At 64.1% G+C, this 14,381-nt stretch carries 7 protein-coding genes; 5 read left to right on the top strand and 2 right to left on the bottom strand.

Going from position 1 to position 14,381, the window contains the following annotated elements; all coding sequences use genetic code 11:
* The first annotated feature begins 7 nt into the window (after positions 1 to 7).
* Both ACW9UO_RS11610 and pbpC read left to right on the top strand, forming a co-directional pair.
* Entirely contained in the window at positions 8 to 5,440 is a 5,433-nt protein-coding gene (locus ACW9UO_RS11610; RefSeq protein ID WP_457085966.1) for an alpha-2-macroglobulin family protein, read from the top strand.
* Entirely contained in the window at positions 5,437 to 7,473 is a 2,037-nt protein-coding gene (pbpC, locus tag ACW9UO_RS11615; RefSeq protein ID WP_457085967.1) for a penicillin-binding protein 1C, read from the top strand. Before ACW9UO_RS11610 ends, pbpC begins: the two co-directional genes overlap by 4 nt.
* 51 nt (positions 7,474 to 7,524) lie before the next feature.
* Here the strand turns inward: pbpC and ACW9UO_RS11620 are convergent, their stop codons facing one another.
* A complete protein-coding gene (locus tag ACW9UO_RS11620) occupies positions 7,525 to 8,703 on the bottom strand; it encodes an acetyl-CoA C-acyltransferase family protein (protein ID WP_457085968.1) in 1,179 nt (392 codons plus the stop codon).
* A 117-nt stretch (positions 8,704 to 8,820) separates the two neighbouring features.
* Here ACW9UO_RS11620 and ACW9UO_RS11625 point away from each other — a divergent pair, with 117 nt between their 5' ends.
* The 3 genes from ACW9UO_RS11625 to tdh all read left to right on the top strand — a co-directional run bounded on the left by ACW9UO_RS11625 (position 8,821) and on the right by tdh (position 11,727).
* Positions 8,821 to 9,390 (top strand): helix-turn-helix domain-containing protein, encoded by a 570-nt coding sequence (locus ACW9UO_RS11625; protein WP_457085969.1) that lies wholly within the window; start codon positions 8,821 to 8,823, stop codon positions 9,388 to 9,390.
* Between the two features lie 118 nt (positions 9,391 to 9,508).
* Positions 9,509 to 10,696 carry a glycine C-acetyltransferase gene (locus ACW9UO_RS11630; protein ID WP_457085970.1) on the top strand — a complete coding sequence of 396 codons (1,188 nt, stop codon included), beginning with the start codon at positions 9,509 to 9,511 and terminating at the stop codon, positions 10,694 to 10,696.
* Positions 10,693 to 11,727, top strand: a complete 1,035-nt coding sequence (gene tdh / locus ACW9UO_RS11635) for an L-threonine 3-dehydrogenase (RefSeq protein ID WP_457085971.1) — start codon at positions 10,693 to 10,695, stop codon at positions 11,725 to 11,727. The genes ACW9UO_RS11630 and tdh overlap by 4 nt, the downstream gene beginning before the upstream one ends.
* Before the next feature lie 262 nt (positions 11,728 to 11,989).
* Here tdh and ACW9UO_RS11640 read toward each other — a convergent pair whose 3' ends face one another.
* A complete protein-coding gene (locus tag ACW9UO_RS11640) occupies positions 11,990 to 14,335 on the bottom strand; it encodes an aldehyde dehydrogenase family protein (protein WP_457085972.1) in 2,346 nt (781 codons plus the stop codon).
* Between the last annotated feature and the right edge of the window lie 46 nt (positions 14,336 to 14,381).

The raw sequence follows: 14,381 nt of genomic DNA on the forward strand, positions 1-14,381 counted from the left end.
TTTTCAGATGCGTCGTTTCCTAGTTTCGCTTTTTTCACTGGCCCTCGCGCTGCCCGCCACGGCGCAGGATATCGTGCCCGACAGGCGGGTTGTCGTCTCGCGCGATGTGGATTTTTACGGCTCCGATCTACAGGCGCTGTTTGACACCACGCTCGACGCCTGCCAGCGCATCTGCCTGAGTGACCCCGCCTGCCGCGCGTTCACGTTTAACACCCGCTCGAATGCGTGCTTTCCCAAAAGCGCGGTGACGGATCGACAAGAGTTTGAAGGTGCGATTTCGGCGCTGGTGGTGCCGACCGACCCCTCTGTCAAAGCCAAGGCCGAGGCGCGGGTCTCGGACCTTAATTTCCTGCGAAAGCAATATGTTGATGATGCTTACGCTCTGGCGATGGCGCTGGGCGGGCGGCATATGGGCGGCAAATGGACGGTCGAGGTCTTGCTCAAGGCGGCGCGCGATAAAGAGGCCGAAGGCGATCTGAAAAACGCGCTGCATTGGGTTGGCGCGGCGCTGGCGCAGAACGATGCGGCGGATCTTTGGGTCGATTATGGCCGGCTTGCGATGGCCAATGCGTCAAAGGCCAACACCAACGCGCAGCGCCGCAATTTTTCCGAAACCGCCCGCGCCGCCGCGATCAATGGCTATCTGCGCGCGCCAACCGATCCGGGGCGGGTTTCTGCGCTGTTGCTGCTGGCCGATGGCATTGAGAAAGCTGGAAATGGCCGCGACATGATCCCGGCGCTACGGCTTGCTGAAAGCATCCAGCCGCGCGCCGATGTGGTGGCGGCGCTGGATGACGCCATTGGCAAATACGGCTTTCGCGTCGTCGAAAACCGGGTTGAAAGTGACAAGGCCGAGCCGCGCATCTGTGCCGAATTCAGCGAGGATCTGGTGCGGTCGGGGCTGGATTATGCGCCGTATGTGCAACTGCCCGATCCCGGCCTCGTGGTGAGCGCGTCGGGCCGCACTATCTGTGTCAGCGGCGTTGCGCATGGGGCGCGGTACACGATCACCTTTCGCAAGGGGCTGCCCTCGGCTGCGGGCGAAGAGATCATTCGCGACGTGACACTCACGCAATATGTCCGTGACCGCGCGCCCTCGGTGGCGTTCAAGGGGCGGGCCTATGTGTTGCCGCGCGCTGCCGATGCCGGGCTGCCGATTGAAACGGTGAACCTGACCGAGGTCGATCTGACCCTGCGCCGCGTGTCCGACCGCAACCTGCTGCGCGCAATTCAAGATAGCTATTTTGGCGAGCCGATGGGCTATTACACCGAGCGGCGGTTTGAGGAAGAGGTGGGCGAAACCATTTGGCAAGGCGTGGGCGAGGTCGAGCAACAGCTTAACCGCGATGTGACGACGCGCCTGCCGATGGGTGATGTGCTCAAGGACCAGCCTGCGGGGATTTACGCACTGTCGGCGCGGGTGCCGTCGGACGATCAATACTCTGATAACATTGCGACGCAGTGGTTTGTGCTGTCCGATCTGGGGCTTGCAAGTATGTCGGGCAGCGACGGCTTGCATGTGTTCATTCGCGGCCTTGGCGATGCCGCCGCGCGCGAAGGGGTGGCGGTTCAGCTGATCTCGCAGGCCAATCGGGTGCTGGCCGAGGCAGAGACCGATGCGGCGGGCCATGTGCGGTTTGACCCCGGTTTGACACGCGGCACCCAGGGCGCGGCACCTGCGCTTTTGGTGGCGCAAACTGGCGAAGATATTGCCTTTTTGTCGCTCACCGATCCCAGCTTTGACCTGTCTGATCGGGGGGTTGAGGGGCGCGAACCGGCGGGGCCGGTGGATGTGTTCCTGGCCACCGATCGTGGCGCGTATCGTGCGGGTGAGGTGATCCATGCCACCGCCTTGGCGCGGGATGAGCAGGCGCGGGCTATCGACGGCTTGCCGCTTATTGCCGTGCTGACGCGGCCCGATGGGGTGGAATACGCGCGCCATCTGTCGAACGATCCTGTGGCGGGCGGGCATGTGTTTGACATGCCGATTGGCGCGACGGTGCCACGCGGCACATGGCGGATTGATCTGCATGCCGACCCTGAGGCTCCGGCTTTGGTGACGCGCACGGTGCTGGTTGAGGATTTCCTGCCGGAGCGGATTGATTTCGATCTGGCGTTGCCCGAAGGCCGGCTGACCATCGCAGACAGTCCTGATCTGACGGTCGAGGCGCGCTATCTGTTTGGTGCGCCGGGGGCGGATTTGCCCGCCGAGGTGGCGGTGCGCCTGTCGCGGGCGCGCGGCATCGCGGGGTGGGACGGCTTTACCTTTGGCCGCCATGACGTGGAATTTGATGCCCGCACCCGCTATCAGGACGGCCCGCTGCGCACCGATGCCGAGGGGCGTTTGACCATGCCGCTGGCCTTTCCCGAGGCTGATGGCGATGCGGCGGACCTGCCGATGCGGGCCGAGGTGGTGGTGACGATGACCGAAGGCTCTGGCCGTCCGGTGGAACGCCGCCTGACCCGTGATCTGGCTGCCGCCGGGCCGGTGATCGGGATCAAGCCGCTGTTTGATGGAGTGGTCCGTGAAGGCACGCAGGCGCGGTTTCAGGTGATTGGCTTGGCGGCTGATGGGCAGGCCGACACCATGCCGGTGCGCTGGACGTTGAACCGGGTGCAGACGCAGTATGAGTGGTATCGCCTGCACGGCCAGTGGAGCTGGGAGCCGACGGTGACGCGCACCGCTGCGGCCAGTGGCGAGGTCACGCTCGGCAGTGCTGCGACTGAGATTGCCGCCGACGTTGAGTGGGGCAATTACGAGCTGGTGGTGGAGCGCGCGGGCGGGGCCTATGTCGCTGCGTCGGTGGATTTCTGGGCCGGGTGGTATGCGCCTGCCGATACCTCGGACACGCCGGATACGCTGGAATTGTCGCTCGACAAACCAGCCTACCGCGCGGGCGACACCGCGACCCTGCGGCTGGTGCCGCGCTACGCGGGCACGGCGCTGATCACGGTGATGTCGAACCGGGTGATCGAGATGCAAAGCGTGGCCGTCACCGAGGGCGAAAACATCGTGTCGCTGCCGGTGACGGATGAATGGGGCGCGGGGGCGTATGTCTCGGCCACTGTGATCCGGCCGATGGATGCGCCAGCGGGGCAAAACCCGGCGCGTGCCTTGGGATTGGCGCATGCCAGCATTGATCCCGGCGACAAGGCGCTGGAGGTGAAGCTGATCACCGGCGACAGCTCTGCGCCGCGCGGGCCATTGCAGGCGATGGTCGAGGTGTCAGGTGTGGCCGCGGGCGAAGTGGCCTTTGTCACCGTTGCCGCCACCGATCTGGGTATTCTCAACATCACCGGTTTCCAAAGCCCCGATCCGAAGGCGCATTACTTTGGCCAGCGCAAGCTTGGGGTCGAAATGCGTGACATTTATGGCCGTCTGATCAATGGGTTGGATGGCACGATGGGGCAGGTGCGGTCGGGCGGGGATGCCGCCGACAGTGCCCGGTTCAACAGCCCGCCGCCAACCGAAGAGCTGGTGGCGCTGTTCAGCGGGCCGGTCTTGGTGGGGCCGGAGGGCCGTGCCGAGGTGACGTTTGACATCCCCGAGTTCAACGGCACGCTGCGACTGGCCGCTGTTGCATGGTCCGCCAGTGGTGTCGGGCAGGCCGAAAAGGATGTGCTGGTGCGTGATCCGGTGGTGGTGACGGCCAGCCTGCCGCGTTTCCTCGCGCCGGGGGACAGCAGCCGAATGCTGCTTGAGATCGTGCATGCCGAGGGGCCGAGCGGGCGCATGGCGCTTGATGTCACCGCGCAGGGCATTGGCCTTGATGCGGCGGCGATCCCGGCGGACATTGATCTGGCCCCTCTGGGCAAGGCAAGTTTTGCGGTGCCGGTGACGGCGGACAGGGAGGGCGATCACGAGATCACCGTTGCGCTGACCACGCCCGACGGCAAGGTGCTGCGCAAATCGCTGACCGTGGCGGTGCGCAACAACGATCCTGAGGTGTCCGAGACCCGGCGCTTTAGCCTCGCTCCCGGCGAAACCTTTACCTTTGACGACAACGTCTTTGCCGGGTTGCGGAGCGAGACTGCCTCGGCTTTGGTCGCGGCGGGGCCCTTGGCGCAGTTCGATGCGCCCCGGCTCTTGGCCTCGCTCGATCGCTATCCCTATGGCTGTACGGAGCAAATCACCAGCCAGGCGATGCCGATGCTCTATATGTCGTCGGTGGCCGAGGCGATGGGCCTGACGGAAACCACGCGCATTCAGCAACGGATCGATCAGACCGTCGCCCGCATCATGACGCGGCAGGCGCCGAACGGGGCCTTTGGCCTGTGGCGGGCGCAATCGGGTGACTTCTGGCTCGATGCCTATGTCAGCGATTTCCTAAGCCGGGCGCGGGGGCAGGGCTTTGCCGTGCCGGATCTGGCGTTTCGCCAAGCGATGGACAACCTCAAGAACCAGGTGAATTACGCCCCGGATTTCGACCAGGGCGGCGAAGACATCGCCTATGCGCTGTTGGTTCTGGCGCGCGAAGGGGCGGCGGCGGTGGGCGATCTGCGCTATTACGCCGACGTGAAAGGCAGTGATTTCGCCACGCCTCTGGCCGCCGCGCAATTGGGCGCGGCGCTGGCGATGTACGGCGATCAGACCCGCGCCGACCGGATGTTCCGCACCGCAGTCAACATGCTGACCCAGCGGCCCGAGGTTGAAACGCCGGTCTACCGCGTCGACTATGGCACCGACCTGCGCGATGCGGCGGGGCTGTTGTCGCTGGCGGTCGAGGCCGGGTCTTCGGTGGTGGACCGCGCGGCGCTGATCCAGCGCATTTCGACCCATAGGCCTGAACTTTCGACGCAGGAGCAGGCGTGGTCGCTGTTGGCCGCGCACGCGATGGTGGTTGATCCGTCGGCCTCCAAGGTGCTGCTTGATGGCGCGCCGGTGGCGGGCCCGATGGTGCGGCGGTTTGCCAATGGCACGGCCCCGCGCACGATCTCGAATTCCGGGGATCAGCCCACCAGCGTCACCCTCACCACCTTTGGCAAACCCGATGCGCCGGTCGCGGCGGGGGGCTATGGCTATCGCATCGAACGGCTGTATTTCACGCTCGAGGGCGAGGCGGTGAGCGGCCCGGTGCGCTTGGGCGAACGGCTGGTGACGGTGCTGCGGGTGATCCCGGCCGAGGACACCGGCGCGCGGTTGATGATCAACGATCCGCTACCTGCGGGGTTTGAGATCGATAACCCCAACCTGCTGCGATCAGGCGATATTCGGGCCTTGGACTGGCTCGATCCGGCCGAGGCGCGCCACACCGAATTCCGCGCCGATCGCTTTCTTGCGGCGGTGGATCATCGCGGTGATGCAGCGTTTGAGCTTGCCTATGTGGTGCGCGCGATTTCACCGGGGGCGTTCCATCATCCGGCGGCGGTGGTCGAGGATATGTACCGCCCGCAATACCGCGCGCGCACGGCGTCGGGACAGCTTTTGGTCAGCCCATGACACGGATCGCCCTGTTCCTGCTGGTCGCCATGATGTGGAGCGGGGCGGTCGCGCGCGATGCCTTTGACCGCTGGCTGGGCGCGACGGTTTTGCCGCCTGTTTTGGCTGCGACCTCGGTCGAGGTGCGCGACCGCAAGGGCCGGCTGTTGCGCGGTTATACGGTCGAGGACGGGCGCTGGCGGTTTTCCGTCACCTTGGACGAGATCGACCCCAAGCTGATCGCCATGTTGGTCGCCTATGAGGATAAACGGTTTTGGGATCACCCCGGCGTTGATGCCCTGGCGGTGGGCCGCGCGGTGTATCAGGCGCTGCGCAATGGCGAGGTGGTCTCGGGCGGCTCGACCCTGACGATGCAGGTCGCGCGGCTGCTTGAGGACAGCGGCACCGGCGCTTTGGCGGGCAAGCTGCGGCAGGCGCGGCTGGCGCTGGCGATGGAGCGGCGGTTAAGCAAGCGTGAGATCCTGACGCTGTATTTCACCCACGCGCCGTACGGTGGCAATCTTGAAGGCGTGCGCGCTGCGACTTTGGGGTATTTTGGTAAGGAGCCCGCGCGGCTAACCACGGCTGAGGCCGCCTTGCTGGTGGCTCTGCCGCAAAGCCCCGAAGGCCGGCGGCCCGACAAACGGCACAGGCGCGCGGTGGATGCGCGCGACCGGGTGTTGGTGCGGATGCAGCGCTATGGCGTGATTGATGGTGAGACCGCGAAGGCGGCGGTGCACGAAGCGGTGCCGCATCTGCGCAAGGATTTCCCGGTGCTGGCCGCCCATATCGCCGACCGCGCCCGCGAGGATGCGCCCTTTGCCCCGGTGCATGACCTGACGATTGACCGCGATCTACAGGCCCGGCTTGAGGTGTTGGCGGCGCGTGCGGTGCGTGGCAAAGGCGATCACCTGTCGATTGCGATGGTGGTGGCCGATCATGTCACGGGCGAGGTTTTGGCCTCGGTCGGGTCCGCCGGGCTTGATGCGGCGGAATCGCGCGACGGGTTTGTTGATATGACCCGCGCGCTGCGCTCGCCGGGATCGACGTTGAAACCGCTGATCTATGCCTTGGCGTTTGACCGGGGCTTGGCGCATCCGCAGACGCTGATCGATGACAGTCCGGTGCGCTTTGGCCCCTATGCGCCGCAGAATTTCGACGGGATTTTTCGCGGTGACGTCACCGTAGAGCGCGCGCTGCAACTTTCGCTTAACATTCCGGTGGTACGCATGACCGAAGCGCTGGGCCCGGCGCATCTGATGGCGGCGCTGCGGCGCTCGGGGGCGGAGCCTGCCTTGCAGGGCGGTCAGCCGGGGCTGGCGATTGCGCTGGGCGGTCTTGGGATGACGCTTGAGGATCTGGTGCAGCTTTACGCGTCACTGGCGCAAATGGGCGATGCCCGGCCCTTGGTGTGGCGCAAGGGGGCTGAGGCGACGATTGGCCCGGATGTCACCGGGGCGGTTGCGGCGTGGCAGGTGGGGCATATTCTGTCGGACCTTGCGCCACCGCCGGGCGCGCCACGCGACTGGCTGGCCTATAAAACCGGCACCTCGTATGGCCACCGCGATGCCTGGGCGCTGGGCTATGACGGGCGGCATGTGGCGGGTGTCTGGATTGGGCGACCCGACGGAACGCCGGTGCCGGGTGTCTTTGGCGGCGAAACCGCCGCGCCGGTGCTGTTTGAGGCGTTTCAGCTGGTGAAAACCACGCCCGCCGCCCTGCCGCCGCCGCCCGCCGCAACGCTGATGGTGCGCAATGCCGATCTGCCGCAGCCGCTGCGCCGGTTCCGGGTGCGCGATGGCCAGTTTCGCACCAAGACCAAGCCGTTTGAGATGGCCTTTCCGCCCGATGGCGCGGTGCTGGCGGGCCAACAGGTCACAGTTAAGCTGCGCCACGGCACGCCACCGTTCACCCTGTTGGTGGATGGCATGCCGTTTGTCACCGGCACGCGGGACCGCGTCTTGTCGGTTTTGCTGCCGTCAGCCGGGTTTTCGCGGCTGGCGGTGATTGATGGCACCGGCGCATCAGTGGACGCGACGGTGCGGCGGGAGTGACCCTGATCCATTGATGGATCAGCACCGATCCATCAATGGATCGGGTCCCGGTTAGAGACGTTCGATCGCCAGCGCGATGCCTTGACCGCCGCCGATGCACATGGTGATCAGCGCTTTCGACCCGCCAATCCGCTCCAGTTCATACAGCGCCTTTACCACCAGGATCGACCCTGTCGCGCCGACCGGATGGCCAAGCGCAATTGCGCCGCCATTTGGGTTCACCTTCGCCGGATCGAGACCCAGCTCCTTGTTCACCGCCAGCGCCTGCGCCGCAAAGGCCTCGTTCGATTCGATCACGTCGAAATCAGCGATGCTGAGCCCCGTCCGCTCCATCAGTTTGCGCACCGCCGGGATCGGACCGAAGCCCATCACCTCTGGCCGCACGCCAGCATGGGCGTAGCCGAGCACCCGTGCCCGCGGCGTAAGCCCCGCCTTCTCAGCCGCCGACGCACGCGCCAGCACAATCGCCGCCGCGCCATCATTGATGCCGCTGGCATTGCCTGCGGTAACAGAGCCGTCTTTCTGAAACACGGGTCGCAGACCGGCGAGCGCCTCAGCTGTGGTCGCCTTGGGGTGTTCATCCACCTCAAACGGCACCATGTCGCGTTTGACCCGCACCTCGACCGGGGTGATCTGATCGGCAAAGCGGCCCTCCGCGATGGCCTTGGCGGCGCGCGTTTGGCTTTCCACCGCAAAGGCGTCCTGCTCTTCGCGGCTGATCTGGCTCTCGGCGGCAACGTTCTCTGCTGTGACGCCCATGTGGCCGGTGCCAAACGGGCAGGTCAGCGCGCCGACCAGCATATCGACGGTGCGAATGTCGCCCATTTTCTGACCGAACCGCTGCGCCGAGTTGATGTAGGGCGCGCGCGACATCGCCTCGGCCCCGCCCGCAATCGCAAAATCCGCGTCGCCGAGCATCAACGCTTGGGTGGCCGACACAACGGCCTGCGCGCCCGAGCCGCAGAGGCGATTGACGTTCATCGCCGGGGTGGTGTCGGGGATACCGGCGGCAATCGCGGCAGCGCGGCTGAGGTACATGTCACGCGGTTCGGTGTTGATCACATGGCCAAACACGACGTTGCCGATCTGGCCGGGCTCGACGCCTGCGCGCTCCATCGCGGCCTTGGTCGCCGCCGTGGCCAAGTCGATCGGCGGGGTGTTGCTGAGCGCGCCGCCAAAGGTGCCGATGGCGGTGCGGGCACTGCCGAGAATGACGATATCGTCTGACATGGGATTTCCTCTCTCCGATTCTAGGGTGAGTATGTCGGGCCGCCCTTGGCTTGTCAGTGAGACGTTGGGTCACTGTTCGCGCTTGATATTTCGGCCCTGCCGCGCCAGTGTTCCGCCATGACGGAAGATACCGACGATATTCTGGCCTTGCTGCCAGCCCGGCTCAAGGAGGCGCGGCGCCAACAGGGGCTTTCGCTTGAGGCGGTGGCCAAGCTTTCGGGCGTATCACGCTCGATGGTAAGCCAGATTGAGCGCGGCGAAAGCTCGCCCACGATTGCGACTTTGTGGAATTTGACCCGCGCCTTGCAGGTTGATTTCGCCGGATTGCTCGAAGAGGAAAGCCTAGACAACCGCATCGAGGTGCTGCGCGCCGATCAGATCCCGACGATTGATAACATGGGCGAAGGCTGTCGCATTCGCATCATGTCGCCGCCCGAAGAGGCCGGTCGCAATGAGCTTTATGAGCTGAGATTTGACGAGGGCGGGCGGCTGCGCAGCCAGCCGCACAAGCGCGGGACGGTGGAAATTCTGAGCGTTATCAACGGCACTCTAGAGGTCACATCCGGGGAGGCTGTGGTGCGGCTCGAGCGGGGCGACAGTGCGCGCTACGCGGCGGATTTGGTGCATGTGATCCGGGCACTGGAGGGCAACGCCAAAGCGTTTCTCGTGGTGCAGGATTCTGGCTGAAACGCCCCTGAACGCTCCTAAAATCCAGTATATCGGAATTTTTCCGCCAAAACGATATTCCGTTATTTCGGACGGCCCTCTGTTGTGCTAGAAAGGGTGCAACAAGAGGAGTCGCATCATGGCGCAAGCATTTCTGGACCATCTCAAAAGCACGCTGACACAGATTGAGGCGGACGGGCTGATGAAGGTCGAACGACCGATCACCAGTGCCCAAGGTGCGCGAATGCAGGTGGGCGAGCGGTGCATGATTAATCTGTGCGCCAATAACTACCTCGGGCTGGCCGATCACCCGGCGCTGATCAAGGCGGCCAAGACTGCGATGGACAGCCACGGGTATGGCATGGCCTCGGTGCGCTTTATCTGTGGCACGCAGGACATTCACCGCGAGCTGGAGCAAAAGCTGGCCGATTTCCTTGGCACCGACGATTCCATCCTGTTTGCCGCCTGTTTCGATGCTAATGGCGCGGTGTTCGAGCCGCTGCTGGGGCCGGAGGATGCGGTGATTTCAGACGCGCTGAACCACGCCAGCATCATCGACGGCATACGGCTCTGCAAGGCCAAGCGGTTCCGTTATGCCAATTCCGATATGGCGGATTTGGAGGCCAAGTTGAAAGAGGCGCGCGCGGGTGGCGCGCGACATGTGATGATCGCCACCGATGGCGTGTTTTCGATGGACGGCTATCTGGCGAAACTGGGCGAGATCCGCGCGCTGGCCGATCAATATGACGCAATCCTGATGGTCGACGACTGCCACGCCACCGGCTTTATGGGGCCAAAGGGCGCGGGCACGCCGGCGCATGCTGGGGTTTCTGCCGACATTCTGACCGGCACGTTGGGCAAGGCGATGGGCGGCGCCATTGGCGGCTATATCGCGGCGGCACAGCCGGTGGTGGACTTGTTGCGGCAACGCGGGCGGCCTTATCTGTTCTCCAATTCGCTGCCGCCTGCGGTGGTGGCGGCGGGCATCAAGGCGCTGGAGCTGGTCGAACAAGGCGACGATCTGCGCGCGCAACTGTTTGAAAACGCAGCCTATTGGCGCGCGGGGTTGGAGCGGCTGGGGTTTGATATCCTGCCCGGCGAACATCCGATCATCCCGGTGATGCTGGGCGAGGCGCGGCTGGCGCAAGACATGGCGGCGGGACTTTACGACGAGGGCGTTTATGTCTCGGGCTTCTTTTTCCCGGTGGTGCCCAAGGGGCAAGCGCGGATTCGCACCCAGATGAATGCGGCGCTGACACGGGATGATCTGGATGAAGCGCTGACGGCTTTTGGCCGGGTCGGCAAAGCTTTGGGAGTGTTGAAATGAGAAATGATATGAAGGCTTTGGTCAAGGCCGAGCCGCGCGAAGGGCTTTGGATGCAGGACGTGCCGGTGCCGGAAATCGGACCGAATGACGTGCTGATCAAGATCAACAAAACCGGCATTTGCGGCACCGATGTGCACATCTGGAACTGGGATGAATGGGCGCAGAAAACCGTGCCGGTGCCGCTGGTGACAGGGCATGAATTCGCCGGTGAGATTGTCGAGATTGGCAATCGGGTCGAGGATTTGCACATTGGCCAGCGCTGTTCAGGCGAGGGCCATTTGATCGGCAAGCATTCGCGCCAGAGCCGGGCGGGAAAGTTCCATCTTGATCCGGAAACGCGGGGCATTGGCGTCAACGAACAGGGCGCGTTTGCGCAATATCTGCGGCTGCCCGCGTTCAACGTGGTGCCTTTGCCGGATGAGATTGATGACGAAATCGGCGCGATCCTCGATCCTTTGGGCAATGCCGTGCACACCGCGCTGAGCTTTGATCTGGTGGGTGAGGATGTGTTGATCACCGGGGCCGGGCCGATTGGCATTATGGCGGCGGCGGTGGCGCGGCATGTGGGCGCGCGCCATGTGGTGATCACCGATATCAACGCCGACAGGCTGGCGCTGGCGGCCAAGGTCGCGGATGTGGTGCCGGTCAATGTGGCCGAGGAAGACCTGAACGCCGTGGTCAAACGGCTTGGCATGAAGCAGGGCTTTGATGTCGGGCTTGAGATGTCGGGCAACCAGCGCGCGCTGGATCAGATGGTCGAGGCGCTGGTGATGGGGGGGCGCATCGCGCTGTTGGGCATTCCGCCGGGTAAATCGCCGGTGGATTGGAGCCGCATCGTGTTCAAGGCGATCACCATCAAAGGCGTCTATGGCCGCGAAATTTTCGAGACCTGGTACAAGATGATTGCGATGCTGGAGAACGGGCTTGATGTCAGGGGGGTGATCACCCACCGGTTCAAGGCGTCGGAGTTTGAGAATGGCTTTGCCGCCATGCGTGCGGGCAACAGCGGCAAAGTTGTGCTTGAATGGTAGTTTGCCTGTCCTTGCCGCAGGCGAGCTTGCGGCAAGGACAGGCGATTGAATGGCCGACCTCTTGGTCCTGAACACGCGTCACGCTCGGCATTACCGTCGGATCAAGCGCCAGTTCCCGGCCATTCTGCTCCTCTCACACCCCTGTGTCGGAACTCCCACGTAGAGGTTTAGTCATTCTGACTTACTAATTGATTACCAGCCGGTGCTTAGGTCATCGGCAATTGAATCAAACCGCTGTGACGATGCGAAGACGGGGCCCAATTCAGGCCCCGTAGGGCACCCAGATATTCTTGACCTCGGTTGCGGCCTCAAGGAAGGCGCGGCCCTCGCCATCGGCCCCAAACCAATCGCGCGCACGGCCATTGTTGACCCAAGTGCGTTTGAGGTTGGCGGCGGCGCCTCGTTCAATCTCAGCGCTGAGATCGGTGGAGGAAAAGCTCCAGACCGCATCGACATCCATATGCTCGGCCAGGGTTTTGGCCAGTTCGCCGTGCGACCCTGTCAGGATGTTGACCACGCCGCCGGGCACGTCGGAGGTTTCGAGGATTTGGTAGAAGTCAGTGGCGGCCAGCGGGAAGGCTTCGGAGGCCACGAGAACGCTGCGGTTGCCCATCGCCATCGCCGGGCCCATCGCCGAGACGAGGCCCAACAGCGGCAGGGCATCGTCACACAGCGCGCCGATCACGCCGACGGGTTCGCGCATCGCCAAGGCCACGGCGCGGATCGGCACGTTGTGCGCCTGACCGTCGAATTTGTCGGCCCATGCGCCATAGGTAAAGAGGCGGCTGATCGCGGCATCTACTTCCTTGGTGCCGTCCTTGCGCCCGGTTAACGCGTTGATCCGGTTGGCAAATTCATCCGCGCGGGACGAGAGGTTTTCGGCGATGTAATAGAGGATTTGCGCCCGCAGGTGGCCGGTGGTGGCCCCCCAAGACGCCGCACCCTTGGCCGCCTCGACCGCGTTGCGCACATCTTTGCGGTTGGCAAGGCTGGCGTGGCCGAGAAGCGCGCCTTTGGCCCCATACACCCCGCGCGAATAGCCGCCATCGGGACGGGCCTGTTTGCCGCCGACGTAAAGCTTGGCGGTGCGGTCGAGCGGGTCGCTGGGGCCTTGGTCGCCACTGAAGGCGGTCACTTGCGCAAGCGGTTTTGCCTCGGCTGTGGGGCGGGTGTAGGCGCTCATGCCCTCCCATCCGCCCTCGCGGCCAAAGCCACTTTCGCGCACGCCGCCAAAGCCTGCGGCGGCGTCAAACATATTGGTGCCGTTGATCCAGACCACGCCGGCCACCAGCTTGGGCGCGATGTCCAAAGCGACGTTGATATTCTCGCTCCACACCGTTGCGGCAAGGCCATAGCGGGTGTTGTTGGCGATTTCCAAGGCCTCGGACGGGGTGCGGAAGGTGGTGCCGACGAGCACGGGGCCGAAGATTTCGTCCTGCATCAGCGTGTCAGAGGGGTGCAGGCCGGTGATCAGGGTCGGCGGATAGAAACAGCCCTCGGCGGGCATTTGTACGTTGGCGCGGTAAACCTCGCCGGATTGGTTGGCGTCGACCATCTGCGAAATGGCCTGCAATTGCACCGGGTCAACGATGGCGCCGACGTCGATGCATTTGTCGAGCGGGTTGCCGAGGCGCAGCTTGTCCATGCGGGTGCGCAGGCGGCTGTGGAAGACCTCGGCGATGCCCTCTTGCACGATCAGGCGGGAACCGGCGCAACAGACCTGCCCCTGATTGAACCAGATCGCATCAACAAGGCCTTCGACGGCGCTGTCGATATCGGCGTCCTCAAAGACGATGTAGGGCGATTTACCGCCGAGTTCGAGCGTCAGCGCCTTGCCAGATCCGGCGGTGGCGGCGCGAATGGCGCGGCCGACGGGGGTGGACCCGGTGAAGGCGATCTTGTCGATGCCGGGGTGGTTGACGATGGCTTCGCCCACCGCGCCGTCACCGGTGACAATGTTGACGACGCCTTTGGGCAGGCCCGCCTGGGTGCAGATGTCGGCGAACAACAGCGCGGTCAGCGAGGTGTATTCCGCCGGTTTCAGCACCACGGTGTTGCCGGCCGCAAGGGCGGGCGCGATTTTCCACGCCAGCATCAGCAGCGGGAAGTTCCACGGGATGATCTGGCCGCAAACGCCAAGCGCCTCGCGGTCGGGCAGTTCGGAGGGCATCAGTTGCGCCATGCCGGCGTGGTAGTAGAAATGGCGCTGGGCCAGGGGGATGTCGATGTCGCGGCTTTCGCGGATCGGCTTGCCGTTGTCGAGGGTTTCGAGCACGGCGAAGAGGCGGGCGTGTTTTTGCAGTAGGCGCGCGATGGCATAGAGGTATTTCGTCCGGCCATGTCCGCCAAGCCCGGCCCAGTTTGGCTGGGCCTTGCGGGCGGCGGCGACGGCATCGTCGATCTCGGAGGGGATGGCTTGGGTTAGATCGGCCAGCGTTTCGCCGTTGGCGGGGTTCTTGGAGTGGAAATCGCCCCGTGCGGCGGTCCATTCGCCGTTGATGTACATGCCAAAGCGGCTGCCTTGATCGACGATCCATGTCAGCGCATCGGCGGCGCTTTCGGGGGCGGGGCCGTATTCCATGCTGTCGAATATCTCTTTGATTTTCATCGGTCTGTCTTTCCTCGGAAGCGATTTCTTACAAAGAAATCGGGCC

This window comes from Marinovum sedimenti, assembly GCF_054052205.1.

Bases quoted from the DNA above. Each gene is read 5' to 3' on its own strand.
- ACW9UO_RS11610 (WP_457085966.1), top strand. From the start codon at position 8: ATGCGTCGTTTCCTAGTTTCGCTTTTTTCACTGGCCCTCGCGCTGCCC.
- pbpC (WP_457085967.1), top strand. From the start codon at position 5,437: ATGACACGGATCGCCCTGTTCCTGCTGGTCGCCATGATGTGGAGCGGG.
- ACW9UO_RS11620 (WP_457085968.1), bottom strand. From the start codon at position 8,703: ATGTCAGACGATATCGTCATTCTCGGCAGTGCCCGCACCGCCATCGGC.
- ACW9UO_RS11625 (WP_457085969.1), top strand. From the start codon at position 8,821: ATGACGGAAGATACCGACGATATTCTGGCCTTGCTGCCAGCCCGGCTC.
- ACW9UO_RS11630 (WP_457085970.1), top strand. From the start codon at position 9,509: ATGGCGCAAGCATTTCTGGACCATCTCAAAAGCACGCTGACACAGATT.
- tdh (WP_457085971.1), top strand. From the start codon at position 10,693: ATGAGAAATGATATGAAGGCTTTGGTCAAGGCCGAGCCGCGCGAAGGG.
- ACW9UO_RS11640 (WP_457085972.1), bottom strand. From the start codon at position 14,335: ATGAAAATCAAAGAGATATTCGACAGCATGGAATACGGCCCCGCCCCC.